21 protein-coding genes and 1 tRNA gene are annotated in these 22,731 nt (G+C 65.4%); 7 read left to right on the top strand and 15 right to left on the bottom strand.

Annotation, left to right across the window (positions count from 1 at the left end):
• Nucleotides 1–95: 95 nt before the first annotated feature.
• A complete protein-coding gene (locus FBY21_RS17525; protein ID WP_142012581.1) occupies nt 96–1,481 on the bottom strand; it encodes a GntP family permease in 1,386 nt (461 codons plus the stop codon).
• Nucleotides 1,482–1,974: 493 nt separating this feature from the next.
• The gene (locus FBY21_RS17520; protein WP_142012579.1) at nt 1,975–3,435 is read right to left on the bottom strand and encodes a sigma-54 interaction domain-containing protein; all 1,461 of its coding nucleotides are present in this window, start codon (nt 3,433–3,435) and stop codon (nt 1,975–1,977) included.
• Nucleotides 3,436–3,563: 128 nt separating this feature from the next.
• Here FBY21_RS17520 and FBY21_RS17515 point away from each other — a divergent pair, with 128 nt between their 5' ends.
• Complete coding sequence (locus FBY21_RS17515; protein ID WP_003084988.1) at nt 3,564–3,722, top strand: YqaE/Pmp3 family membrane protein; 159 nt, start codon at nt 3,564–3,566, stop codon at nt 3,720–3,722.
• An 86-nt stretch (nt 3,723–3,808) separates the two neighbouring features.
• On the opposite strand, the gene FBY21_RS17510 is transcribed toward FBY21_RS17515, so the two are convergent.
• A complete protein-coding gene (locus tag FBY21_RS17510) occupies nt 3,809–4,279 on the bottom strand; it encodes a Bro-N domain-containing protein (RefSeq protein ID WP_044405628.1) in 471 nt (156 codons plus the stop codon).
• Nucleotides 4,280–4,836: 557 nt separating this feature from the next.
• Between FBY21_RS17510 and FBY21_RS17505 the strand changes: the two genes are divergently transcribed.
• From FBY21_RS17505 to FBY21_RS17495, 3 genes are read left to right on the top strand one after another with little or no spacing between them, the layout of a single operon-like run.
• Complete coding sequence (locus FBY21_RS17505) at nt 4,837–5,406, top strand: PAAR domain-containing protein (protein WP_142012576.1); 570 nt, start codon at nt 4,837–4,839, stop codon at nt 5,404–5,406.
• Nucleotides 5,390–6,175 (top strand): hypothetical protein, encoded by a 786-nt coding sequence (locus FBY21_RS17500; RefSeq protein ID WP_142012574.1) that lies wholly within the window; start codon nt 5,390–5,392, stop codon nt 6,173–6,175. The genes FBY21_RS17505 and FBY21_RS17500 overlap by 17 nt, the downstream gene beginning before the upstream one ends.
• On the top strand, nt 6,160–6,534 hold the full coding sequence (locus FBY21_RS17495; RefSeq protein WP_236692411.1) for a hypothetical protein: 375 nt from the start codon (nt 6,160–6,162) through the stop codon (nt 6,532–6,534). The genes FBY21_RS17500 and FBY21_RS17495 overlap by 16 nt, the downstream gene beginning before the upstream one ends.
• A gap of 41 nt (nt 6,535–6,575) precedes the next feature.
• Here the strand turns inward: FBY21_RS17495 and FBY21_RS17490 are convergent, their stop codons facing one another.
• The 6 genes from FBY21_RS17490 to rpsU all read right to left on the bottom strand — a co-directional run bounded on the left by FBY21_RS17490 (nt 6,576) and on the right by rpsU (nt 15,705).
• Nucleotides 6,576–7,346: a nuclease-related domain-containing protein gene (locus FBY21_RS17490; protein ID WP_142012572.1), complete on the bottom strand. Its 771-nt coding sequence runs from the start codon at nt 7,344–7,346 to the stop codon at nt 6,576–6,578.
• Nucleotides 7,347–7,494: 148 nt separating this feature from the next.
• A tRNA-Ile gene (locus tag FBY21_RS17485) sits at nt 7,495–7,571 on the bottom strand.
• A 16-nt stretch (nt 7,572–7,587) separates the two neighbouring features.
• Entirely contained in the window at nt 7,588–11,322 is a 3,735-nt protein-coding gene (locus FBY21_RS17480; protein ID WP_142012569.1) for a bifunctional diguanylate cyclase/phosphodiesterase, read from the bottom strand.
• Between the two features lie 103 nt (nt 11,323–11,425).
• Nucleotides 11,426–13,279 carry an RNA polymerase sigma factor RpoD gene (rpoD, locus tag FBY21_RS17475; protein ID WP_044405638.1) on the bottom strand — a complete coding sequence of 618 codons (1,854 nt, stop codon included), beginning with the start codon at nt 13,277–13,279 and terminating at the stop codon, nt 11,426–11,428.
• A gap of 67 nt (nt 13,280–13,346) precedes the next feature.
• Nucleotides 13,347–15,296 carry a DNA primase gene (gene dnaG, locus FBY21_RS17470; protein ID WP_107329513.1) on the bottom strand — a complete coding sequence of 650 codons (1,950 nt, stop codon included), beginning with the start codon at nt 15,294–15,296 and terminating at the stop codon, nt 13,347–13,349.
• A 193-nt stretch (nt 15,297–15,489) separates the two neighbouring features.
• Nucleotides 15,490–15,705, bottom strand: coding sequence for a 30S ribosomal protein S21 (gene rpsU / locus FBY21_RS17465; protein ID WP_003085057.1), 216 nt, complete (start codon nt 15,703–15,705; stop codon nt 15,490–15,492).
• 204 nt (nt 15,706–15,909) lie between these two features.
• On the opposite strand from rpsU, the gene tsaD reads away from it, so the two are divergent.
• Nucleotides 15,910–16,935: a tRNA (adenosine(37)-N6)-threonylcarbamoyltransferase complex transferase subunit TsaD gene (gene tsaD / locus FBY21_RS17460; RefSeq protein WP_074967460.1), complete on the top strand. Its 1,026-nt coding sequence runs from the start codon at nt 15,910–15,912 to the stop codon at nt 16,933–16,935.
• Between the two features lie 41 nt (nt 16,936–16,976).
• Here the strand turns inward: tsaD and plsY are convergent, their stop codons facing one another.
• Nucleotides 16,977–17,546 (bottom strand): glycerol-3-phosphate 1-O-acyltransferase PlsY, encoded by a 570-nt coding sequence (gene plsY, locus FBY21_RS17455; RefSeq protein WP_044405658.1) that lies wholly within the window; start codon nt 17,544–17,546, stop codon nt 16,977–16,979.
• 52 nt (nt 17,547–17,598) lie between these two features.
• Between plsY and folB the strand changes: the two genes are divergently transcribed.
• On the top strand, nt 17,599–17,952 hold the full coding sequence (folB, locus tag FBY21_RS17450) for a dihydroneopterin aldolase (RefSeq protein ID WP_044405660.1): 354 nt from the start codon (nt 17,599–17,601) through the stop codon (nt 17,950–17,952).
• A complete protein-coding gene (gene folK / locus FBY21_RS17445) occupies nt 17,943–18,482 on the top strand; it encodes a 2-amino-4-hydroxy-6-hydroxymethyldihydropteridine diphosphokinase (RefSeq protein WP_142012567.1) in 540 nt (179 codons plus the stop codon). The genes folB and folK overlap by 10 nt, the downstream gene beginning before the upstream one ends.
• Nucleotides 18,483–18,485: 3 nt before the next feature.
• Here folK and FBY21_RS17440 read toward each other — a convergent pair whose 3' ends face one another.
• The 5 genes from FBY21_RS17440 to FBY21_RS17420 all read right to left on the bottom strand — a co-directional run bounded on the left by FBY21_RS17440 (nt 18,486) and on the right by FBY21_RS17420 (nt 22,727).
• Complete coding sequence (locus FBY21_RS17440; RefSeq protein WP_107329510.1) at nt 18,486–18,980, bottom strand: OmpA family protein; 495 nt, start codon at nt 18,978–18,980, stop codon at nt 18,486–18,488.
• Nucleotides 18,981–19,016: 36 nt separating this feature from the next.
• Nucleotides 19,017–20,261 (bottom strand): diguanylate cyclase domain-containing protein, encoded by a 1,245-nt coding sequence (locus tag FBY21_RS17435; protein WP_142012565.1) that lies wholly within the window; start codon nt 20,259–20,261, stop codon nt 19,017–19,019.
• Nucleotides 20,258–20,806 (bottom strand): YfiR family protein, encoded by a 549-nt coding sequence (locus FBY21_RS17430; RefSeq protein ID WP_253543745.1) that lies wholly within the window; start codon nt 20,804–20,806, stop codon nt 20,258–20,260. The genes FBY21_RS17435 and FBY21_RS17430 overlap by 4 nt, the downstream gene beginning before the upstream one ends.
• 129 nt (nt 20,807–20,935) lie before the next feature.
• Nucleotides 20,936–22,177: a multifunctional CCA addition/repair protein gene (locus FBY21_RS17425; protein WP_142012560.1), complete on the bottom strand. Its 1,242-nt coding sequence runs from the start codon at nt 22,175–22,177 to the stop codon at nt 20,936–20,938.
• Nucleotides 22,143–22,727 carry a DUF4136 domain-containing protein gene (locus tag FBY21_RS17420; RefSeq protein ID WP_142012557.1) on the bottom strand — a complete coding sequence of 195 codons (585 nt, stop codon included), beginning with the start codon at nt 22,725–22,727 and terminating at the stop codon, nt 22,143–22,145. Before FBY21_RS17420 ends, FBY21_RS17425 begins: the two co-directional genes overlap by 35 nt.
• Between the last annotated feature and the right edge of the window lie 4 nt (nt 22,728–22,731).

Below are 22,731 nucleotides of genomic sequence, written 5' to 3'. Positions count from 1 at the left end.
CGTGGGAGCGGCTTCAGCCGCGAAGGGCCGCGCAGCGGACCCGGGGCGCCCCTGCGGGCCGCATCGCGAATGAATTCGCTGCCACGGGCTACTCATCAGAAGCTGCCGAACAGGCTGCCGAGGGTGATCACCACCACCAGGGCAGCGAGGGGGAAGATCACCGTGTTCATGAAGATGAATCTGTAGGAATCGCGGTGGGTCAGCTTGCAGATGGCCAGCAGCGAGATCACCGCGCCGTTGTGGGGCAGGGTGTCCATGCAGCCGGAGGCCATGGCGGCGACCCGGTGCAGCAGCTCGGGGCTGATGCCGGCGGCGTTGGCCATCTCCAGGTACTGCGCGCCGAGGGTCTTGAGGGCGATGGACATGCCGCCGGAAGCGGAGCCGGTGATGCCGGCGAGGATGTTCACCGCCACCGCCTCGGACACCAGCGGGTTGCCCGGCACGCTCAGCACCAGGTCGCGGATCACCACGAAGCCGGCGAGGGAGGCGATCACCGTGCCGTAGCCCACCTCGGAGGCGGTGTTGAGGATCGGCAGCATGGAGCCGAAGGTGCCGTCGTTGAGGCTCTGCTTCAGGTCCACCCAGCGCCGCCAGTGCAGGCCGATGAGCAGCAGCACCGCCGCGCTGAGGGCGACGATGATCGACCAGATGCCGATCACCGACTTGGCGTCCTGCAGGCCGCCGAATTCGGGCTTGGCCAGGTAGCTGGTGTCGAGGTTGGGCAGCACCTGCTTGGCCATCAGGAAGTTCAGCGCGATCACCAGCAGGATCGGCAGCAGCGCCAGCCAGAAGCCGGTCACCGGCAGGCCGCCCTGCTCGGTGGGGTCGTCCTTGTGGCTGCCGTAGCCTTCGCCGGCGGCCATCAGCGTGCGGGCCTGGGCGGCGAGCCACCAACTGCCGAGGCCGAGCATGATCAGCCCGCCGATCAGCCCGAGGATGGGCGCGGCGAAGGCGTCGGTGCCGAAGAAGGGGCTGGGGATTGCGTTCTGGATCGCCGGGGTGCCGGGCAGGGCGGTCATGGTGAAGGTGAAGGCACCCAGGGCGATGGCGCCGGGCAGCAGCCGCTTGGGAATGCCCGCCTCGCGGAACAGCGCTGTGCCGATGGGGTACACCGCGAAGGCCACCACGAACAGCGACACGCCGCCGTAGGTCAGCAGCCCGCAGGCCAGCACGATGGCGAGGATGGCCCGCTCGCGCCCCAGCCGGGTGACGATGCCCTGGGCGATGGCGCGGGCCGAGCCGGAGTCGTCCATCAACTTGCCGAAGATGGCGCCGAGCAGGAACAGCGGGAAGAACTGGATCAGGTAGCCGCCCAGGGACTTCATGAACACCTGGGTGTAGGTGGGCAGCATCAACGCCGCATCACCGGCGAACAGCACCGCCAGCAGCGCCATCAGCGGCGCCAGGATCAGCACGTTGTAGCCGCGGTAGGCCAGGAACATCAGCAGTGCGAGGGACAGCAGGATTCCGAGGGTACCCATGGGATTTCCTTCTTGTTGTTGTTTTGAACCGCCGCAGCGGCCGGGCCTGGGTCGGCCCTTTGCCGGTATAGAGCGAAAGCTGTGCCAGGTGGGCTGAAAAGCCCTGGGGAAGGCGCTGGTAGTGGGTTTGAGCCATTGGCGGGAAAGAGAACGCAGCGGTTCAAGCGTCCACATAAATAGACGGTGTCCTGATTGTTGGACGCCTATTTCGAGCGATGTCCAAAAATATGGACGCCCCATAACCCAAGCGCGAGGCCCCCGGGCTGTAGGGTGGATGGCGCTTTTCCATCCACCAACGCGCCCGCCTCAAACACCGTGGCTGCAGGTAAACGCACGCCCTGCCCGGCGATCAACCCCGCACCGCGTGGATCGGTGAAGCGCGATCCACCCTACGCCGCCTGGGCGTTCCGTGGGGGTATGCCGCTTCCCCATCCACCGGCGTGCCGACCCGTAGCCCGGGCTTCAGCCCGGGGAAACGCGCCCGCAGGCCCTGCTACAACCCGTGGGCCTGGAGCTTGTTGTAGAGGCTGGCGCGGGCGATGCCGAGGCGTTCGGCGGCGCGGGTGCGGTTGCCGTCGCAGGCGGCGAGGGCGGTGAGGATGGCGGCGCGTTCTGCCTCGGCCAGGCTGTCCGCCAGGGGGCGGACATCGCTCGGTGCGGACGGCTCGGGCGCTGGGGCGGGCTCGGCGTTGGGCGGCAGCGGGTCCACCAGCAGCTCGGCCAGCTCCGCCCCATGCAGGGGCTGGGTGCCGTCGCCCAGCAGCTGCGCCCGTTCCAGCAGGTTGCGCAGCTCGCGCACGTTGCCCGGCCAGGGTTGGGCGCGGAGCAGGGCGAGGGCGTCGTCGGTCAGCTCCAGCGGCGGCTGGCCGGAACGGCTGGCGATGTCGTCGGCGAGGTGCTCGATCAGCGCTGGCAGGTCTTCCCGGCGCTCGCGCAGAGGCGGCAGGCGCAGGGCGAGGACGTTGAGGCGGTAGTAGAGGTCTTCGCGGAACTCGCCGGCGGCCACCTTGGACTCCAGGTCCACATGGGTGGCGGCGATCACCCGCACGTTCAGGGTCTTCACCTGGTTGGAGCCCAGCGGCTCCACTTCCTGCTCCTGCAGCACGCGCAGCAGCTTGGCCTGCAGCGGCAGGGGCAGGTCGCCGATCTCGTCGAGGAACAGCGTGCCGCCGTCGGCCAGCTCGAACTTGCCGGCCCGCGCGCGGCGGTCGGCACCGGTGTAGGCGCCTGGCGCGGTGCCGAACAGCTCCGCCTCCACCAGGGATTCCGGGATGGCCGCCACGTTCACCGCAACGAAGGGCCCGCTGGCCCGCAGCGACAGGTTGTGGATGCCCTGGGCGAGCAGCTCCTTGCCGGTGCCGGTCTCGCCGCGCAGCAGCACGGTGGCGTCCAGCTGGGCGGCGCGGCGGGCCTGGCGCTTCACTTCGCTGGCGGCGGCGCTGGTGCCGATGAAGCCGGCGATGGTGTAGCGCGCACGGCGGGCGCGGGCCAGCTCGCGCTGGGCGGCGGCCAGTTGGGTCTGCAACTGGTTGTACTTGGCCATGACCGGCTGCAGGTGGCGGGCGCGGTCGAACAGCACGAAGCCGAGGGCGCCGACCAGGGTGCCGTCGGCGTCGCGCAGGGGGATGCGGGTGACCACGAAGTGCTCGTCGCCGAAGGCCATCAGGTCGAGCATGCTCGGCGCGCCGCTCTGCACCACCTCACGCAGGCGGCTGGCGGGCAGCACGTCTTCCACCTCGCGGCCGAGCACCGAGCGCGGGTCGGCGATGCCGAGCTTCTGGGCGTACTTGTCGTTGATCCAGACGATGCGCGCCTGGCGGTTCACCGCGATGGTGCCCTCGCACTGGGCATCGAGGTGGTCGAACAGCAGCGGCATCGCCACTTCGCGGAAACGCTCGGGGGAGACGCCGATGATCAGGCCGTGGGGGTCGAGGTCGTCGCGGGAGATCGCCATGGGCACGGCTCCGGAAGGGAAACGCCGGCGATTATGGAAGCCGCCTCGCCGGCCCGGCAAGAAAGCCTGAACCCCCGTGGCGCAGCGGCGGTCGACTGCAGGTACCCACTGACTTGCACGGAGTCGTCATGGACCTGATCCGCATCCTTATCGCCATCCTCCTGCCGCCGCTGGGCGTCTTCCTCCAGGTGGGTTTCGGCGGCGCCTTCTGGCTGAACATCCTGCTCACCCTACTGGGCTACATCCCCGGCATCGTCCATGCGGTGTACATCATCGCCAAGCGCTGAAGCACCGGGGGCACTGCGGGCCCCCGGTTCCGCTCCAGCAGGCGGTTGAACGGGCTGCGTTGCCGCTGCGGCGTTGAAACGGCGGGCTAGTGCCGCGTGGCGAATTCGCGGCCTTCGAACAGGTCGGCCACATCGCGCACCCGCACCCACTGGCGGCCCTGCCATTCCATCAGGCTGAACTCGCGCCCCTGCCAGGTCACCCGGCGCTGGCGGGGCAGTTGCGGCGTGGCGGCGGAACGCAGCGCGGGCACCACGTCCTGGGTCAGCCATTGGCGCAGGGCGCGGTGTTCGGGGTGGTAGAAGTTGACCTTGAGCAGCTCGAACACCGCGCTTTCGTTGATCAGCAGCACCTCCTGCTCTCCGCCCTGTACGTACTCCACGCGGGCGTGGCGCCATTGGTCCGGGTCCAGCTTGCGCGACAGGCGTTCGTCGAAGCGGTGGTTGGTGAGGGGGCCGAGGTCCTGGGCGACGAACCAGACCTGGTCGTCGATCAGCAGGGCACGCAATGCGCGGTGATGGCGGTGGAAAACCGTGGGGATGTAGCACTCGTAGGACATGGTGAGACTCCTTCCTTGTAGGGGGAGCCCGCCACCGGTTCCTGACTGCATGAGGGTGGCGGACCGTGCGAGGTGTGGAATACCGGGACGATAGGAACCGGTGGGCTTGCGCCCGCCTCGCACGGTCCGCCATAGAAGGCCAGAGGCAACGAACGGAACTTCCATTCGCTGACCCTGCTTATGGCGTACATGCTTACTACCGTCTTCGGGATTCCACTCCCGGCCGCAGTCAGCGCTGCGACGGGGGAGACGCTACGAGCCGAGTGTGTAGGACGGCAATGCCGGTGAGGAGTAGGAATTGTCGGAGGTGCGCGGGATCAGTAAAGGTCCAGACCAGGTGGCCAGTGGGAAAGCGTTCAGTCAGAGGCAGGGCTTTGGCAGACCGGGTGCCTATGGTGAGTCACCGTTGCCTTTCAATTGATGTGGTTAGCGAATACCCGTGCTCGCCATCAGTGCCGGAAAAGTACTACCGAATATCCCGCTGCTCGTAGGACGTGAGGAGCCATTCGAGGGAGTAAACATAAAGCCCCGCAGAAAGCTCGAGAGGCGTACCCACAATGTCTGGCAAACCTGCTGCACGCTTGAGTGACTCCACGATTTGCCCTGTCCCGGGGCATGGCGTCACGCCTGTCCAAACTGGCTCCCCGGATGTGCTGTTCAATAACCTGCCTGCTGCACGGCTGGGCGACGCTGCGGGCTGTGGCCAGGCTGTTTCGGGGGCCGTTTCGGCCAGCGTCCTCATCAACGGGCAGAACGCTGCCTTGCTCGGCAGCACGCTCAGTCATGGGGGCGCAGTCATTAGCGGTTCTGGCGATATTCTGATCGGCGACACCGTGGTGGCTGCGCCCTTTAGTGCGCCGATGCCTTTGGAGAATCGCCCGTGGATCGGCTTTCAGATTCCCGCGGTCGAGAGTTATGCCGGTTGGACGTGCATCGCCCACTTTGATGACGGGACGACGCTCTCAAGTTGTTTCGATGCCAACAACACCGTGCTGTTTTCCAATCCCACGGGTTCGGTCTGCACGCGTCTTGAGATGCCCGTGTCGGTGGAGAGCGAGCAGCCTTCTGTCACTGAGTGTCTTCTTTCCATCATTAACGGGGGCATCGCGAATGGCCTCGACTCTTGAGATCAAAGGGCAGTTCAAATCCAAGAGCCAGCACACCCTAGGCCGTTCGCCCTTGGATGAAGCCATTGCAGGCATGGAAGGTGCAGCCACGCGGTTTGCGCTTGATGCCATTAGCGATGCGAAGACCCGGGCGAGCTACGCGGCCAACATCAAGCGAATTTCCGCTCAGGTTCGCGCCGAAGTTGCTTCTGGAAGAATGAGCAGCAAAGCGGGCGTGGAGTATTGCTACGAAATGCGCAACAAGATCATGGCAGAGCACCGCAAGTTCACGTCGGCAGTGGGGTTGGCGAAAGCCGAGCAGCATAAGAAAACGCCGCCTACTCTGCCGGCGCTGCTTGATAAGTACGCCATCGATAAGTTTGGAAAGCCCTACGACGCCCTGACCGTTGAGCAAAAGAGAATGATTCATTACGCGGTGATCGAGTCTTCTGGCAGGGACAACGCAAAAGTCACCAAAGGTACGCGTCGTCTGCAGGTCATGGGCAAGGTTGGCATCCTGGTAACCGCCGCATTCGCGACCTATGAAATCCTCAACGCGGACAACAAGGTCAAGGAAACCGCGCGCCAAGGCATGGTGATAGGTGGTGGTGCCGTCGGGGGCTATGTCGCAGGACTCTTCGGCGTGTCTCTCATTTGTGGGCCTGGTGCGCCCATATGCGCTATCGCCGTGGTGGTGGCCGGGAGTGCGATTGGCGGCATTGCCGGCAGCCTGGCGGCAGATGCGCTGGACGAGGAGTTGGAGGAGTTTTCCAAGTGGAGCGTGCTTTGACACATGAGGAGCAGGTTCAGCTCTGGTCCGCGTTGTCAGATGTCTTTGTCGATAACTCCGTTGATTACGCTGCTGTCGCGCGCAATGTGCGGCGGTTTGACCGAGCTCTGATTGAGTACGCATTTTTCGAGGAGGTTGCGCCTGTCTGCTATCAGAACTTGCAGACGCCAGTGCCTCCGATATGGACGGCGTTTGATAAGGCCTGGATTTCAGCCGCTATTGGTACCCGCCATCAACAGCTACGTGGCTCGGCGATTCGGCGTGTTTTCGATAGAGCGCTGGTTGCTTATTTGCGCCGCTCCTTCAGAGCTGAATGGCGTGAAATAGCCAGGCATTTGAATCAGCAACCAGTTGAGTGAGTGGGTCTGTATGCCAGCCGTTTGTGGCTATCCGGATCTGGTCAGAGGCTTTGCACCGTCCGACACTTCGGAAACCCCGAACACCCCCAAAACCTCTGCCCCGCCTTCGGCCCCGACTTCACCGTACGAATCACCAGCGCATTGCCGCATTTGGGGCATTGCCGCTCGGCGGTCGGGTCGTTGCGGCGCTGGAGGTTCTGCACATGCTCGCGGTGCGTGGCGAGGGTGGGCGCGCGGCGGCCGGTTTGCAGGGTGCGGACCAGGGTGGCGACCTGGGCGTCGCTGAAGACCGGCTGCTGGAAGGACTTGATGTAGCGGATGAAGCCGATGCCTTCGGTGACGTTGGCGGGCATGGCGGTTTTGAAGGTGCTGCCTCCGACGAAGGTGATGACGGAGTGCAGGTGCTCGGGGGCGATGCCGAGGGTGGCTTCCAGGGCCTTGAGGTGTTTGTAGTTCTGCCGCAGCGGGTTCTGGAACTTGTAGCTGTGCTTGTAGAGCTTCTGCGTCCACTGGGCCTGCTGTTCGCTGCCGAAGATCCACCCGCTCATGTTCTTGGTCTCCAGCACGAAGATGCCGTAGCGGGAGAGGAAGACGTGGTCGATCTGGGTGGTGCCGTCCGGGGTATTCAGGGTGACGTTGTGCAGGCGGTGGTAGGTCTGCCTGTCGAGTTGCCAGTGGGCGAAGAGCCGGACGAGGCGTTCGCCGACATAGCCTTTGCCGAGGGGGGATTTGAGCAGGCCGATGAGGATCATCAGCGGGATGAACCAGGCGAAGGTGGTCCAGACCTGGGCGATGAACGGTGTGAAGTCCATTTCCGTCACTCATGAGTCGTGAGTGGTCGGATAGTAGCGAAAAAAACCGTGCTGGCACTATGGAATTGCGTGCCGGTCGGGGGCTCCTTTGGTGGGGGGTGGCCTGGGGCCAGAAACGCAAAAGCCGCGCAATGCGCGGCTTTTTGTTTGGTGGGCCCACACGGACTCGAACCGTGGACCAAAGGATTATGAGTCCTCTGCTCTAACCGACTGAGCTATAGGCCCTCAGAAGGCGGGCGGATTATACCGGCGCCTTGTCGGGGGCGCCAACCGTTTGACTGGGGCTGAGGAATTGCCGGGCGAAGACGTCGGCGGGGACGGGGCGGCTGACGATGTAGCCCTGGATCTGTTCGCAGCCTTCGGCGCGGAGGAAGGCTTCCTGGGCGGGTGTTTCGACGCCTTCGGCGATGACGGTGAGCTGCATGCTGTGGCCGAGGGCAATGATGGCGCGGGCGATGGCGGCGTCTTCCTGTTCGTGGGGGAGGCCGCGGACGAAGGATTTGTCGATCTTGATGATGTCGAGCGGGAGGCGCTTGAGGTAGCTGAGGGAGGAGTAGCCGGTGCCGAAGTCGTCGATGGCCAGTTGCAGGCCGAGGTCCTTGAGGGCGTGGAGGACGGCGAGGGCTTCTTCGGCCTGGCTCATGATGAAGGTTTCGGTGATTTCCAGTTGCAGGCGTTCGGCGGGGACGCCGGCGCTCCTGAGCTGCTGGTCGATGCGCTGGACGATGCCGGGCTGGCGCAGTTGGGCGCCGGCGAGGTTGACGGAGAGGGGGCCGAAGGGGACGTGCTGGTCCTGCCATTCGCGCATCTGGCGGCAGGCTTCGCTGATGACCCAGTCGCCGAGGGTGAGGATGAAGCCGTTCTCTTCGGCGAGGGGGATGAAGCGTTCGGGGGAGATGTCGCCGAAGAGGGGGTGCTGCCAGCGCAGGAGGGCTTCGGCGCCGATCAGGCGGCCGCTGCGCAGGCAGAGCTTGGGTTGGTAGTAGAGGCAGAGTTCGTGGCGTTCGAGGGCGCGGCGCAGTTCGTTTTCCAGGGCCATGCGTTCGGTGGCCTGGAAGGTGAGGTCGCGGGTGTAGAGCTCGACGCGGTTCCGGCCTTTGGATTTGGCCTGGTACATGGCGGCGTCGGCGTTCTTGACGAGGGTGGCGGTGTCGCTGCCGTGTTCGGGGAAGCGGCTGATGCCGATGCTGGCGCTGATGAAGAATTCGTGGTCCTGGGTTTCGAATGGGGCGTTGAAGCAGGCGAGCAGGCGCTCGGCCAGTTGCTGGGCCTCTTCGGGTTGGCGCAGGTGCGGCAGGAGGATGATGAATTCGTCGCCGCCGAGGCGGGCGACGGTGTCGTTGCGGCCGAGCTGGTTGCCGAGGCGGGTGGCGATGCTCTTGAGGAGGACGTCGCCGATGGGGTGGCCGAGGCTGTCGTTGATGTGCTTGAAGCGGTCGAGGTCGAGGAACAGGACGGCGCCTTCGTGGCCTTCGCGTTCGCAGGCGGCGAGGGCCTGGCGCAGGCGGCTTTCGAAGAGGACGCGGTTGGGCAGGCCGGTGAGGGGGTCGTGGTGGGCCTGGTAGTCGAGCCGGGCCTGGGCTTGCTTGAGCGGTGAGATGTCGGCGAAGACGCCGACGAAGTGGGTGATCTGGCCTTCGGGGTTGCGGACGGCGTTGATGGTGAGCCATTCGGGGAAGGTTTCGCCGTCCTTGCGGCGGTTCCAGATTTCACCTTGCCAGTGGCCTTCGCGGTTGAGCTGGTCCCACATGTCGACGTAGAAGCCGCGTTCGTGGTGGTTGGAGGCGAGCAGGCGGGGTGTCTGGCCGAGGGCTTCGTGTTCTTCGTAGCCGGTGATGGTGGTGAAGGCGCGGTTGACGGCGAGGATGCGTTGCTGGGTGTCGGTGATCATGACGCCTTCGGCGGTGCTTTCGAAGACGGTGGCGGCCTGGAGGAGTTCTTCCTGCATCTTCTGCCGGTCGGTGACGTCGCGGGCGATGGTGAGGATGCAGGCTTCGCCGCCGACGGGCAGGGGCTGGGCGGAGAGTTCGCAGATGCGCAGGCTGCCGTCCTTGCTGCGGATGGGGGCGGTGTAGTGGCGCAGGCCGCCGTCTTCGCGGATGGCTTTGACCATGTGGTCGCGGTCGGCGGGGTTGACCCAGATGCCGAGGTCGAGGGTGGTGCGGTGGTCGGCTTCGCCGAGTTCGTAGCCGGTGATGCGGGTGAAGCCTTCGTTGGCTTCGATGAGGCAGCCGTCGGCGAGGCGGGTGATGAGGAGGCCGTCGGGCGAGGCGTGGAAGGCGCGGGCGAATTTCTCTTCGGAGAGGCGCAGGCGCTGCTGGGTTTCCTGCAGGACGGTGATGTCGCGCACGACGATGATGAGGGCGGGGACGCCTTCGACGTCGGTGGGCTGGGCGGAGAGGAGGCCGGTGAAGCCTCGGCCGTCGCTGCGGCGGAAGGCCATTTCGAGGTTGTGCAGGCTTTCGTGCTGGATGCGCTGGAGCAGGCCGGCGGCAAGGCTGGGGTCGGCCCAGAGGCCGAGTTCGGTGGCGGTGCGTCCGATGGCCTGTGCGGCTCTGAGCCCGGTCTGTTGCTCGAAGGTCTGGTTGACGTCGAGCAGGCGGCCGTCGCTGCGGCGGGCGAGGGCGATGACGTCGGGGCAGTGGTGGAAGACGGTGGCGAACTTCTGTTCGGAGAGGCGCAGGGCTTCTTCGGTGTGCTTGGCTTCGGTGATGTCGATCATGAGGCCGCGGATGACAGGAACGTGGCCGTGGTGGATGAGGGTGACGATGTCGCGGATCCAGAGGATGCGACCGTCGGCGGCGAGCATGCGGTAGTCGAAGCTGTGGTCGCGGCCGGCCTGGGTCTCTTGCTGGCAGTAGCAGAAGGCGTGTTCGGCGTCTTCGGGATGGAGGGTGCGTTGCCAGAAGCCGGGCTGTTTCCATTCATCGAGGGGGTAGCCGAGCAGGCGTTCGGCGTGGGGGGAGACGTAGGTGAAGCAGTAGTCGTCGAGGTTCATCTCCCAGGCGATGGCGTTGAGGCTTTCGACGAGGCCGCGGTAGTGCTGTTCGCTGTTGCGAAGTTCTTCTTCGAGCAGGGTTCGGCGGTTCATTTCGCCCCGCAGGCGGCGGTTGATGCGCAGGACGAGTACGAGGACGAGCAGGGCGCCGAGCAGGGCGGGGATGACGTAGATGAGCTGGTCGGTCCAGACCGGGCGGCGGTCGATGACGCCGCCGACCCAGCGGTCCTGGATGGCATCCACCTGTTCGGCGGTGAGTTCGGCGAAGACTTTGTCGAGGATGCCGATGAGGATCGGTTCGCTCTTGGGGGTGGCCATCGCCAGTTGGTAGCGGTAGGGCGTTTCGCCGCTGATGAAGAGGCCGTCGAGCTTGAGCTGGCGGAGGCTCCAGACGCTGGAGGCGAGGTCGCTGACGAAGGCGTCGGCCTGGCCGGTGGCGAGAACCTGGAGGGCGGCGGCGACGGTGGGTGCGGTGAGCAGGTTGAGGTCGGGGTTGTGGGTGTGGAGCAGTTCGTGGGGGGCGTAGCTGTCGACGACGACGACCTTGAGGCCGTACAGGTCCTTGAGGGTCTTGGGTCGGGGGCCGTCTTCGCGGGCGAGGATGACGATGGGGAAGTCGAGGTAGGGGCGGGTGAAGCTGAGGTAGTCCTGGCGCTCGGGCGTGGACATGATGCCGGGCAGCAGGTCGATTTCGTTGCGTTTGGCGCGTTTGAGCACTTCACCCCAGCTGCCGGGGTCGATGGGCTCGAGGCGGATGTTGAGGCGGTCTTCGATCAGTCGGGCGTAGTCGGCGGCCAGGCCTTGGTAGCGGCCCTGGGTGTCGCGGAATTCGAAGGGGGGCCAGGCGGCATCGGTGCCAAGGCGCAGGGTGGGATGGGCCTGGAGCCAGTCTTGTTCTGCCTGCGTGAGGGTCAGGGCTCCGGATGTGGGAATCCAGAACGCCAGGCACAGCAGGAGAATGGCAGACAGACGCGCCATGAGGGTCCCGTTCCAAGTTGGATACAGGCGTGAGTGTAGTCGGGGGAAATGGGGCTTTGGTAGCGAAAAGAAAGACCCCCGGGCGGGCCGGGGGTCTTGTCTTTTACTCGTCGAGGAAGGAGCGCAGATGCTCGCTTCGCGACGGGTGGCGCAGCTTGCGCAGTGCCTTGGCTTCGATCTGGCGGATACGTTCACGGGTGACGTCGAACTGCTTGCCCACTTCCTCGAGGGTGTGGTCGGTGTTCATGTCGATACCGAAACGCATGCGCAGGACCTTGGCTTCACGGGCGGTGAGGCCGGCGAGGACTTCGCGAGTGGCTTCCTTGAGGCTTTCGACCGTGGCGACGTCGATCGGGGACTGCATGGTGCTGTCCTCGATGAAGTCACCCAGGTGCGAATCTTCGTCGTCACCAATCGGGGTTTCCATGGAGATCGGCTCTTTGGCGATCTTCAGGACCTTGCGGATCTTGTCCTCGGGCATCTCCATGCGCTCGCCGAGTTCTTCCGGGGTGGGCTCGCGGCCCATTTCCTGGAGCATCTGGCGGGAGATGCGGTTGAGCTTGTTGATGGTCTCGATCATGTGCACCGGGATACGGATGGTGCGGGCCTGGTCGGCGATCGAGCGGGTGATCGCCTGGCGGATCCACCAGGTGGCGTAGGTCGAGAACTTGTAACCGCGGCGGTATTCGAACTTGTCCACGGCCTTCATCAGGCCGATGTTGCCTTCCTGGATCAGGTCGAGGAACTGCAGGCCACGGTTGGTGTACTTCTTGGCGATGGAGATCACGAGACGCAGGTTGGCCTCGACCATCTCCTTCTTGGCACGGCGGGCCTTGGCTTCGCCGATGGACATGCGACGGTTGACGTCCTTGATCTCGGCGACCTTGAGGTCGACTTCCTTCTCGAGGTCCACCAGCTTCTGCTGGTTGCGCTTGATGTCGTCCAGCAGCTTGCCGATGGCTTCGGCGTACTTGGCCTTGCCCTTGGCGATGTCTTCGGCCCAGGTCAGGTCGACTTCGTTGCCGGGGAACAGGCGCAGGAAGTCGGCGCGCGGCATGCGGGCGTCACGGACGCACAGCTGCATGATGGCGCGTTCCTGGCCACGGACACGGTCCAGGGCGCCACGGACGCGCTCGACCAGGGCGTCGAACTGCTTGGGCACGAGCTTGATCGGCATGAACAGTTCGGCGAGGGCTTGCAGCTCCTCGGTGGCCTGCTTGCTGTCGCGGCCGTGCTTCTTGAGGGCCTTGCGGGCCTTCTCGAGCTGGTCGGATACCGCGGTGAAGCGACGCAGGGCCTCTTCCGGGTCCGGACCGCCGTCACCTTCTTCCTCGGTGTCGTCGGATTCGCTTTCTTCGTCTTCTTCGTCTTCATCCTTGGCTTTGGCGGCGCTGTCGCTTTTCAGTTCGACAGGCTCGACTTCCTCGGCCGGCAGGCTGCCGTCGTCGGGGTCGATGTAGCCACTGAGGACGTCGGAGAGGCGGCCACCTTCGGTGGTGACGCGCTGGTATTCGGCGAGGATGCTGTCCACGGCGCCCGGGAAGTGGGCGATGGCGCTCATCACTTCGCGGATGCCTTCCTCGATGCGCTTGGCGATTTCGATCTCGCCTTCGCGGGTGAGCAACTCGACCGTGCCCATTTCGCGCATGTACATGCGGACCGGGTCGGTGGTGCGGCCGATGTCGGTCTCCACCGCGGCGAGAGCGGCTGCGGCTTCTTCCGCTGCGGCTTCGTCGGTGTCGGCCTCGGCCAGCAACAGGGCGTCCGCATCCGGAGCACTCTCGAATACGTTGATCCCCATGTCGTTGATCATGCGGATGATGTCTTCCACCTGTTCCGGATCGGAAATATCCTCCGGCAGGTGGTCGTTGACCTCCGCGTAAGTCAGGTAACCCTGCTCACGACCGCGGGCGATCAACTCTTTGAGGCGAGACTGCTGTTGCGCTTTTCCGGACATAACACCCTATCCACTGAAGGTCTTGGCGGGCTAAAAACAAGCCGAGGATTATACCAGAACCGAGGCCTCACGCGCCAGTTGGGCGGGAGGGGGCTGAGGATGGACTACGGCTGAGAAGGTCGCGCAGCTGGTCTTTCTCTTCTGCGCTGAGTTCGCTTTGCTTGGCTTTGCGTAGCAGTTGTTCAAGGCTGCGCTCGCGTTGGCGGGCCGACAACCTAGTTATAGTGTCGAAAAACTGTTGTTCAAGGTTGTCGCTGGAAATCAGCCATTCCTTTTCCGCCAGTGCCTGCAGCAGGCGCCCTTGCTCGGTGCCGTGCCAGCGGGCGATCAACTGCAGTGAACGTAATTGGGGATTTTTCTGTACGGCTTCCAGCAGCGACACCATGAGCTGGGCGTAGCTGTCGTCTTCTGCGGCGAAGTGGCTGGCATTCTCGACTTTCTGCGCGAGTTGTGGGTGGTGCAGCAGCGTGCGCAGTGCGGTCAGCGTGGGGGATTCGACATGCACTTCGGTGCGTGGGGGGCGACGCGGTTCGCCCTTGCGATCCCACTTGCGGCCATCCTTCTTCCAGCCGTCCTTTTTCCACTCGCGCTTCGGTTGGGCGACGGGTGGTTCGTAGCTCATCTCCCGCATGGAGTCGCCGTACGCGTCGTAGGCGGGGGCGGCCTCGTAGGCGTAATCCTCCGTGTACGGCATGTGTTCGCTGACGGGGGCTGCCTGCGCCATCTGGCCGATGGCGTCGCCGCTGAGGCCGGTGATCTCGGCCAGTCGCTGGCGCATCAGGGCGCGCAGGTTGGCGCCGGGCACTTTGTCGATCAGTGGTGAGGCGAGCGTCACCAGGTGTGCCTTGCCTTCCAGGGAGCGCGGGTCGGCTTCTTCCTGCAGTTGGTGGAAGAAGTAGTCCGCCAGCGAGTGGGCGTGCTGGGTGATGCGGGCGCGGAAGGCGTCGGTGCCTTCCGCGCGGACCAGGCTGTCCGGATCTTCGCCTTCCGGAAGGAACAGGAAGCGTGCGCGGCGCCCGTCTTCGAGGCTCGGCAGGGTGGCTTCCAGGGCGCGCCAGGCAGCCTTGCGTCCGGCCTGGTCGCCATCGAAGCAGAACAGGATGCTGGGTACGAGGCGGAACAGGCGGCGGACGTGCTCTTCGCTGGTGGACGTGCCAAGGGTGGCCACGGCGTTGCGCAGGCCCTGCTGGGCGAGGGCGATCACGTCCATGTAGCCCTCGACGACCATGATCTCGTCGAGGTTGCGATTGCTCTTGCGTGCTTCGTAGAGCCCGTAGAGCTCCTGTCCCTTGTGGAAGACGGGGGTTTCCGGCGAGTTGAGGTACTTGGGCTTGTCATCCCCCAGTACTCGGCCGCCGAAGGCGATGATGCGTCCGCGGCTGTCGCGGATGGGGAACATGACCCGGTCGCGGAAGCGGTCGTAGCGCTTGCCGGTCTCGCTGTTCTCGATCAGCAGGCCGGCGTCGATCATGTGCTTCTGCTGCAGGGCGTCGGCGCCCATGTGCTTGAGCAGGTTGTCCCAGCCGGGTGGGGCGAAGCCCAGGCCGAAGTCGCGGGCGATCTCGCCGGAGAGGCCGCGCCCCTTCAAGTACTCGACGGCCGCCTTGCGGGTCGGATGGCTTTTCAGGGCGCTCCGGTAGTAGTCGGAGGCCGCGCTGAGCAGGGCGTACAGCGGTGAATCGGTCGGCTGGCGCGGGCGATTGCTGCGGCCGCCTTCCTCGCGTGGTACTTCCATGCCGGCCTTGCGGGCCAGCTCTTCGACAGCCTGGGGGAAGTCCAGGTTGTCGTGATCCATGATGAAACCCAGCGCGTTGCCGCCGGCGCCGCAGCCGAAGCAGTAGTAGAACTGCTTGTCGGGGCTGACGCTGAAGGAGGGGCTCTTCTCGTTATGGAACGGGCAGAGGGCGCTGTAGTTCTTTCCGGCCTTTTTCAGCTGGATGCGCGATGCCACCACCTCGACGATGTCGGTGCGGTTCAGCAGGTCATCGATGAATCCTTGCGGGATCAGGCCGGCCATAGGGTGCTCAGGAGACGAAAAGGCTCAAAGCATAGGCCCTTGTCGCAATCGCGGCGACGTCGGGTGGACCCGGGCTGTAAAAACGAAAACTCCGATCTTCGCGATGCGAAGCGGAGTGGATTGCGGTGCCCCATTAATGCACTCGCCCGGCCGAGGCCGGGCGATGCTTGAGCGTGCGGCGAAGCCTGTTAACTCAGTACAGGCGCTCGCGGCGACGCTGTTCGCGCTGCACTTTCTTGGCGTGGCGCTTAACGGCGGCAGCGGCTTTGCGCTTACGCTCGGCGGTGGGTTTCTCGTAGAACTCACGGCTGCGGACTTCGGCCAGTACACCGGCTTTCTCGCAGGAGCGCTTGAAGCGACGCAGGGCTACGTCGAAGGGTTCGTTCTCTTTAACTTTGACGGCTGGCATCCAGGTCGTACCTTCACTAATTACCGGGGGTGAACGTGCTCCTGGCTTAGAGTGCGGGAGAACGTCGGTTTTCAAGGGTTGCGGATATTAACCCCTTGCCCCCTGGAATGCAAAGCCTTCAGTCGAAAAGCGCTGGTCGGGGAGGGGGGCGGCGATTATGATGCGCGCCTTCTTCATTGGCTAGTCCTTCAAGGTTCGATCCTCATGCTGGTGCTGGGTCTTGAGACCTCTTGCGACGAGACCGGCGTCGCCCTTTACGACAGTGAGCAGGGCCTGTTGGCCGATGCGCTGTTCAGTCAGATCGATCTCCATCGCGTCTACGGTGGCGTGGTGCCGGAGCTTGCCTCCCGCGACCACGTGAAGCGCATGCTGCCGCTGATTCGTGAGGTGCTGGCAGCGGCCGGCCGCAGTCCGCAAGACATCGATGGCATTGCCTATACCTCCGGCCCCGGCCTGGTGGGCGCCCTGCTGGTTGGCGCTTCCTGCGCCCAGGCCCTGGCGTTTGCCTGGGGTGTGCCGGCGCTGGGTGTCCATCACATGGAAGGGCATCTGCTGGCGCCGATGCTGGAGGAGCAGCCCCCGGTCTTTCCTTTTATTGCGTTGCTGGTTTCCGGCGGGCACACCCAACTGGTGCGGGTGGACGGCATTGGCCGTTACCAGGTGCTCGGCGAGTCGGTGGACGACGCAGCCGGCGAGGCGTTCGACAAGACCGCCAAGCTCATCGGCCTGGGCTACCCGGGCGGCCCCGAGATCGCCCGGCTGGCGCAGTCCGGCACCCCGGGGCGATTCACCTTCCCCCGACCGATGACCGATCGTCCCGGGCTGGACTTCAGCTTCAGCGGTCTCAAGACCTTCGCCCTGAACACCTGGCAGCAGTGCCGCGACGCGGGCGATGCCGGCGAGCAGACGCGCTGCGACATCGCCCTGGCCTTCCAGCAGGCGGTGGTCGAGACGCTGGTGATCAAGTGCAAGCGTGCGCTCAAGCAGACCGGCCTCAAGCGCCTGGTCATCGCCGGCGGCGTCAGCGCCAACCAGTCCCTGCGCGAGTCCCTCGGGGCGATGCTGGGTGAGCTGGGCGGAGAGGTGTTCTATGCCCGCCCGCGCTTCTGCACCGACAACGGCGCGATGATCGCCTACGCCGGTTGCCAGCGGCTGCTGGCCGGCCAGAAGGATGGCCCGGCCATCGGTGTACAGGCGCGTTGGCCGATGGAGAGCCTGCCGGCCATCTGAGGCTGGACCGCCCGGAGTCTTCCGGGCATCCACTCCGATTTTCAGAAATGTCGTTCGCGTCCTGCGAAAAGGTCGCGTAGATTCCCCCGGTGCCGCCAGACGATGAGCCCGCACAGCGCGGACATCGGCAGCAGGGCCGCCGGCTGTTGCCAGGCCAGCAATGGCAGGGTTAGCGGCGTGGCGATGAGCGAGGCGAGCGAGCTGGTGCGGGTCAGGTAGAAGGTGAGCACCCATGCCGACAGTGCCAGCAGCGCTGCTGGTGGGTAGAGCCCCAGGAGCATGCCGGCGGCAGTGGCGACGCCTTTGCCGCCACGAAAGTTGAAGTACAGCGGGTAGAGATGCCCGAGCACGGCAGCCAGGCCGACCCAGGCCTGCTCCTGCAGGTCGAGACCAATCAGGCGGGCGACCAGCACGGGCAGCAGCCCTTTGAGCAGGTCGCCCAGCAGGGTGAGGATGGCGAGGCGCTTGCCGGCCACCCGCAGCATGTTGGTGGCCCCGGGATTGCCCGAACCTTCGGCGCGCGGGTCGGCAGTGCCGAACACGCGACTGAGCAGGATGGCGAAGGACAGCGAGCCGAGCAGGTAGGCGAGGATCGCCAGCAGCCAGAACATTGGTATCCATTCCAGGGCGAGGAAGCCCTGATTCTAGCGGGGCAACACTGACGTGGACACGGTTTTCATCGAGGGCTTGGAAGTCGATACCGTTATCGGTGCGTACGACTGGGAGCGCAGTATCCGACAGTGCCTGCGTCTGGACCTCAGCATGGCCTGGGACAACCGCCCGGCTGCGGAAGGCGACGACCTGAGCAAGGCGCTCGATTACGCTGCCGTGTCCCAGCGCATCCAGGCTTTCGCCAGCGAGGCGACCTTCGAGTTGGTGGAAACCTTCGCCGAGCGCCTGGTGGCGCTGCTGATGAGCGAGTTCGGCATCCCGTGGATCCGCTTGCGGCTGCACAAGCCCGGCGCGGTGTCCGCTGCCAGCAGCGTCGGCGTGGAGATCGAACGCGGATGCCGCTGACCACGATCTACCTGGGCCTGGGCAGCAACATCGATCGGGAGCGCCATCTCGTGGCGGGGCTCGAAGCCCTCTCCAGTTTCCTGCAGGACATGCGCTGCTCGCCGGTTTTCGAGAGCTTGCCGGTGGGGATTCGCAGCGGGAATTTCTTCAACCTGGTGGTCGAGGCCCGTACCGATCTGCCGTTGCATGACCTGGATCGCCGGCTCAAGGAGATCGAGGCGGACAACGGCCGCTACGCGCCCGGGCGCAAGGGGCTGCCCCTGGACATCGACGTACTGCTCTACGGCGATCTGGTGGGTGACTTCGAGGGTCTGGTGCTGCCGCGGGCGGAAGTCCTGAAGAATGCCTTCGTGCTCTGGCCCCTGGCGCTGCTGGCGCCGGATCTGCAACACCCCGGCGTGCAGCGTCCGTTCGCCGACCTCTGGCTGGAGGCGTCCATCGACCAGGCGCTGTGGCCGGCCGCCTTCCGTTGGCGAGGCCTGGCGTTGACGCCGGGCGAGCTCCTCCAGGCCTACCCGGCGCCTGCCTGATCCTCAGTCCGCGACGACAATGATCACCACTCGGCGGTTTTCCTTGCGGCCCGCCGAGGTCGCGTTGTCGGCGATGGGGCGGGTCTGCCCCATGCCGCGCAGCTGGATGGCCTGCTTCTGCATGCCGTTTTCCTCCATTACCGCCCCTACGCTGCCGGCCCGACGCTCCGAGAGTTGCCGGTTGTAGTCCGGCGCGCCGTAGTTGTCGGTGTGGCCTTCGAGGATCACGCCGGTGATACCCACCTTCAGCAGGGAGTGGGTGATGTCCGCGATGGTCTGGCGGCTGGCGTCGGAGATGCGCTCCGAGTTGTTGTCGAACAGCACCTTGCCGGAGAGGCCGAAGGCCCAGCCCTCATCCGTCAGCTTGAAGCCCTTGGCCTTGAGCATGGCCACCTGTTCTTCGCTCAGGCCTGGCTTGGGCGGTGCACTCTGGCACCCGGTTATCCACAGGAAGGCGATCAGCAGCCAGGTCAGGTGGAGGCTCGGGTGGATTTTCATGGTGGTTCTCCTGAACAACGGGGGTAAAAGACAGCGTTAACGCAGGGAGGCGGCCTGACGACCGCTCTGGTTCCTCTTGGCCCTGTACATGGCGGTATCGGCTTGCTGGAGCAGTTCGTCGAGCGAACTGGCGTCCTGGGGATAGATGGCGATGCCGATGCTGAGCGAGGCGACGATCTCGCTGCTGCCTGTCAGGGGGATGGGGGGCAGCATGCTGGCGAGGATCTTGTCGGCGATGCGCTGGGCGTCTTCGAGGTCATGCAGTGGCGACAGCAGCACGGCGAACTCGTCCCCGCCCAGGCGGGCCACGAGGTCCTCCTCGCGCAATTGGCTGCGCAGTCGTTCGGCGATGCTGATCAGGACCTGGTCGCCAGCCCCGTGGCCCAGTTCGTCGTTGATGGCCTTGAAGCGGTTGCAGTCGAGGAACAGGAGGGCGAAGCGCCCGCCAGTCAGCTTGGCTTGCCGCACGGCGCGGGTCAGCGCCGGTTCGAACTGGCTGCGGTTCGGCAGGCCGGTCAGGGGATCGTGGCTGGCCTGGTGGGCCAGCGAGGCGTTCTCCCGCTGCAGCTGGTTCTGCCAGGCTTCGATCTCATCCAGCAGCTGGTTGAAGTCCTCTCCCAGCTCGTGCAGTTCGACGATGGGGGACGAGGGCACCCGGCGGGCGAAGGTGCGCTCCCGGGCAATGGTGCGGGCCACGGCCGAGAAGGCCCGCAGCGGTGCCATCAGCTCGCGCTGGGTGCGGCGCGAGTAGAGGTTGGCGACCAGGCTGCCGATGGCGAGGCAGAGCAGGAGCGCCAGCGCGCCATTCTGCAGGAAGCGGCTCAGGTTGCTGCCCTGGCTGCTCAGTTGCAGCTCGCCAACGGTGCGCCCCTGGTACTGGATGGGGTAGCGCAAGGGTTGGCTGAGCAGCAGGTCGGCCAGGCCGCGTTCAAGCGTGCTCCAGCCATGGGTGGCGGGGCGTTGCCAGTCCACCAGGAGGGATCGCTGGCTGTCCAGTACGCGCACTTCTGCCAGGTCCTCGGGGGCCGCGATCAGTTCAAGGCTTTCCTGCACGGCGGCTGCATCACGGAAGACCACGGCGGCTTCGAGGGTGTAGCCCAGGGAGCGGGCGAGCAGGTGCAACTGGTACTCGGCGTAGTTGCGCAGTGCGAGCATGCCCAGCAGGGTCAGCGTGAGTGCGGTGAGGCTCATGGCCAGCAGGATGCCGCGCAGTTGCGTCCGCCACAGCAGGCGGCTGAGGGTGTAGGCATGAGGGCGGGTGACCTGGCGTCGACGGTTCATGGCTGAGCCTTGTTGCGACGCCCCAGTTGCAGGACCTGGGGATGGATGCGCAGACCGCTGCGGGCGACGGCATCCAGATTAACGGCGAAGCTGACGCGGGTATTCTCGATATCCAGGCAGAACAGGCTGCCATCACTGCAGGCATCGGCGCTTTCGCTGATGGTCAGCACGGGTTTGTCGGCCAGGCGACCCAGCAACCGCTGGCGTGACCCGAGGTCGAGGATGCCGATGTAGAGGGCATCACACGTGGTTTCCAGGTCTGGAGAGTCCTGGAGCAGGCGTCGGCTGGAAACGGGAATCTCGTAGTCGCGGCTCACGCCGGCAAGCAGGCGGTCCGCGTATTGGGTCGGGCCGGTGATACACAGGGCGATCCGGTCCTTGGGCTGCGGCCAGCGGCTGTAGGCCAGGATGCCTTCTACCGCCTGGCGTACTCGCTCACCACGGATCTCGGCCGGATTCGGTGTCGGCTCCTGGGCCGTTGCGCTGAGCGCCAGCAGCCCCAACAGCAGGCCCAGCTGCCAGGGATGAAGGTTCCACGAGAGCACCTGCAGCCTCCTGGGCTCTCGCTGCGCGCGAGAGTGTTCGCCAAAAAAACGGCGCCAATATCCATTTGATAAATCAAAAGTCTAGATGGGCCAAATATTTGGCAGCCTACCAAGGACAGGCAGGTGTGGCTACTGGCTAGCAGCGGGCTGATGGGCCGAGCGGTAGGCGGCGAGTGCGGCGATCCGTTCCCGTGATAGCGCTTCGCCGAGGGCTGCGCCGCTGAGTCCCTTGGCCATCAGCTCCTTCACGCCGACGGCGCGGGCCGCCGTCGCGGCACCACGCAGGTAGGCGGCCTGGGGATAGTCCCGGTCTTCCAGGCCGGTACGACCCCGGGCGTCCATCTCGCAGGCGGCGATGAATTCATCGAAGCGCTGCGGGCGGCGATAGACGTCGAAGGCCTGCATCAGCGTGGCCAGGGTACCGGGACGCAGCTCCAGGGCGCGGTGAGCGTGGGTGTGGTACTCGCACACCAGCAGCGCGAGTTCCTGGCAGTCGCGCGGTGCCTTGCTGCGCTCGTTCACCGTCTTGATCGGCGCCAGGCCCCGTTGTTCATGCTGGAGGTGGCGGGGCCACTCTTCCGGCGGAGTCAGGCCCTTACCCAGGTCGTGCAGCAGGCAGGCCCAGCGCACGGTGAGGGGCTGCCGATGCTCGGCGCACTGGCGCAGGACTGCGAGGACGTGCAGGCCGGTGTCGACTTCAGGATGGTGGGCCGGTGGCTGGGGCACGCCGAACAGGGCATCCAGTTCCGGCATCCAGGCCTTCAGGGCGCCGCAGGCGTGCAGGACCTCGATGAACACATCGGGCCGGGGCTCCATCAGGGCGCGTGAGACTTCCTTCCAGGTACGTTCGGCTGTCAGCGCATCCAGTTCGCCGGATGCGGCGATCTCGCCCATGAGCCCGAGGGTTTCCTCGGCGACGCGGAAGCCCAGTGGGGCGTAGCGGGCGGCGAAGCGGGCGACCCGCAGGACGCGCAGCGGGTCTTCGGCGAAGGCCGGGGAGACGTGGCGGAGGATGCGTTGCTCCAGGTCGCGCTGGCCACCGTAGGGGTCGACCAGGCGGCCGTCGGCGTCTTCGGCGATGGCGTTGACGGTGAGGTCGCGGCGGATCAGGTCGTCTTCTAGGGTTACGTCGGGGCTGGCGTAGAAGGTGAAGCCGCCATAGCCACGCCCGCTCTTGCGCTCGGTGCGGGCCAGGGCGTACTCATCGCCGGTGTCGGGGTGGAGGAACACCGGGAAGTCGGCGCCCACCGGTTTGTAGCCAAGCGCCAGCATCTGTTCGGCACTTGCGCCCACCACTACCCAGTCGTTTTCGGTGACCGGTCTGCCCAACAGACGGTCACGTACGGCGCCGCCCACCTTGTATATCTGCATGCTCATTTCCTCCGAGGCTGCGGAGGATAGCAGCCTGGCCGGCCGTGGCGACCGGTATCTGCCGGACCAGTGCCTCGACGGCGGTCTGTAGCAGTTCGGCACTGTCCCAGGCGGGGCTGAGGCCGGTGCTGGCGGTGCCTTCCCAGAGCACCTGGCCTGCCAGGTCGGTAATGCGCAGGCGCAGGGTGCCGGTGGCGTCGCGCAGGCGGTGGATGGCCTGGTAGGAGCCGAGCGGGGAGGGTGGTGCTTCGTCGACACGGAATTCCAGCGGAGCATCCTGCAGGGCCAGCCAGTAGTAGACGCGCAGCTCCGGCTGCTGGCTTTCGTGGTAGCCGCGCTCAGCCAGTTGCTGGCGCAGCAGTGGGGCAAGCTGTCGGTAGTGGGCGCGGTAGGGGGCTTCACCCTGCACGGCCTGCTCGGGAGCGATGAGTTCGAAGCTGGCGTGGCCCACCAGCGAAGGGTTGGCCGGATGGGTGACCTGAATGCCGGGGATGTGGCTGGAGCAGGTGGCCAGTGCCAGGCACAGCAGCAGGACGAGGAACAGGCGCATCGAC

The organism is Pseudomonas sp. SLBN-26 (assembly GCF_006715895.1).
Taxonomy (GTDB): domain Bacteria; phylum Pseudomonadota; class Gammaproteobacteria; order Pseudomonadales; family Pseudomonadaceae; genus Metapseudomonas; species Metapseudomonas otitidis.
Note: the sequence above shows the minus strand (reverse complement) of the source record. Positions and strands in the feature narration are given on the sequence as shown.

Excerpts from the sequence above, each read along its gene's own strand:
- FBY21_RS17525 (WP_142012581.1), bottom strand. The coding sequence starts at position 1,481 with ATGGGTACCCTCGGAATCCTGCTGTCCCTCGCACTGCTGATGTTCCTG.
- FBY21_RS17520 (WP_142012579.1), bottom strand. The coding sequence starts at position 3,435 with ATGGCGATCTCCCGCGACGACCTCGACCCCCACGGCCTGATCATCGGC.
- FBY21_RS17515 (WP_003084988.1), top strand. The coding sequence starts at position 3,564 with ATGGACCTGATCCGCATCCTTATCGCCATCCTCCTGCCGCCGCTGGGC.
- FBY21_RS17510 (WP_044405628.1), bottom strand. The coding sequence starts at position 4,279 with ATGTCCTACGAGTGCTACATCCCCACGGTTTTCCACCGCCATCACCGC.
- FBY21_RS17505 (WP_142012576.1), top strand. The coding sequence starts at position 4,837 with ATGTCTGGCAAACCTGCTGCACGCTTGAGTGACTCCACGATTTGCCCT.
- FBY21_RS17500 (WP_142012574.1), top strand. The coding sequence starts at position 5,390 with ATGGCCTCGACTCTTGAGATCAAAGGGCAGTTCAAATCCAAGAGCCAG.
- FBY21_RS17490 (WP_142012572.1), bottom strand. The coding sequence starts at position 7,346 with ATGGACTTCACACCGTTCATCGCCCAGGTCTGGACCACCTTCGCCTGG.
- FBY21_RS17480 (WP_142012569.1), bottom strand. The coding sequence starts at position 11,322 with ATGGCGCGTCTGTCTGCCATTCTCCTGCTGTGCCTGGCGTTCTGGATT.
- rpoD (WP_044405638.1), bottom strand. The coding sequence starts at position 13,279 with ATGTCCGGAAAAGCGCAACAGCAGTCTCGCCTCAAAGAGTTGATCGCC.
- dnaG (WP_107329513.1), bottom strand. The coding sequence starts at position 15,296 with ATGGCCGGCCTGATCCCGCAAGGATTCATCGATGACCTGCTGAACCGC.
- rpsU (WP_003085057.1), bottom strand. The coding sequence starts at position 15,705 with ATGCCAGCCGTCAAAGTTAAAGAGAACGAACCCTTCGACGTAGCCCTG.
- tsaD (WP_074967460.1), top strand. The coding sequence starts at position 15,910 with ATGCTGGTGCTGGGTCTTGAGACCTCTTGCGACGAGACCGGCGTCGCC.
- plsY (WP_044405658.1), bottom strand. The coding sequence starts at position 17,546 with ATGTTCTGGCTGCTGGCGATCCTCGCCTACCTGCTCGGCTCGCTGTCC.
- folK (WP_142012567.1), top strand. The coding sequence starts at position 17,943 with ATGCCGCTGACCACGATCTACCTGGGCCTGGGCAGCAACATCGATCGG.
- FBY21_RS17440 (WP_107329510.1), bottom strand. The coding sequence starts at position 18,980 with ATGAAAATCCACCCGAGCCTCCACCTGACCTGGCTGCTGATCGCCTTC.
- FBY21_RS17435 (WP_142012565.1), bottom strand. The coding sequence starts at position 20,261 with ATGAACCGTCGACGCCAGGTCACCCGCCCTCATGCCTACACCCTCAGC.
- FBY21_RS17425 (WP_142012560.1), bottom strand. The coding sequence starts at position 22,177 with ATGCAGATATACAAGGTGGGCGGCGCCGTACGTGACCGTCTGTTGGGC.
- FBY21_RS17420 (WP_142012557.1), bottom strand. The coding sequence starts at position 22,727 with ATGCGCCTGTTCCTCGTCCTGCTGCTGTGCCTGGCACTGGCCACCTGC.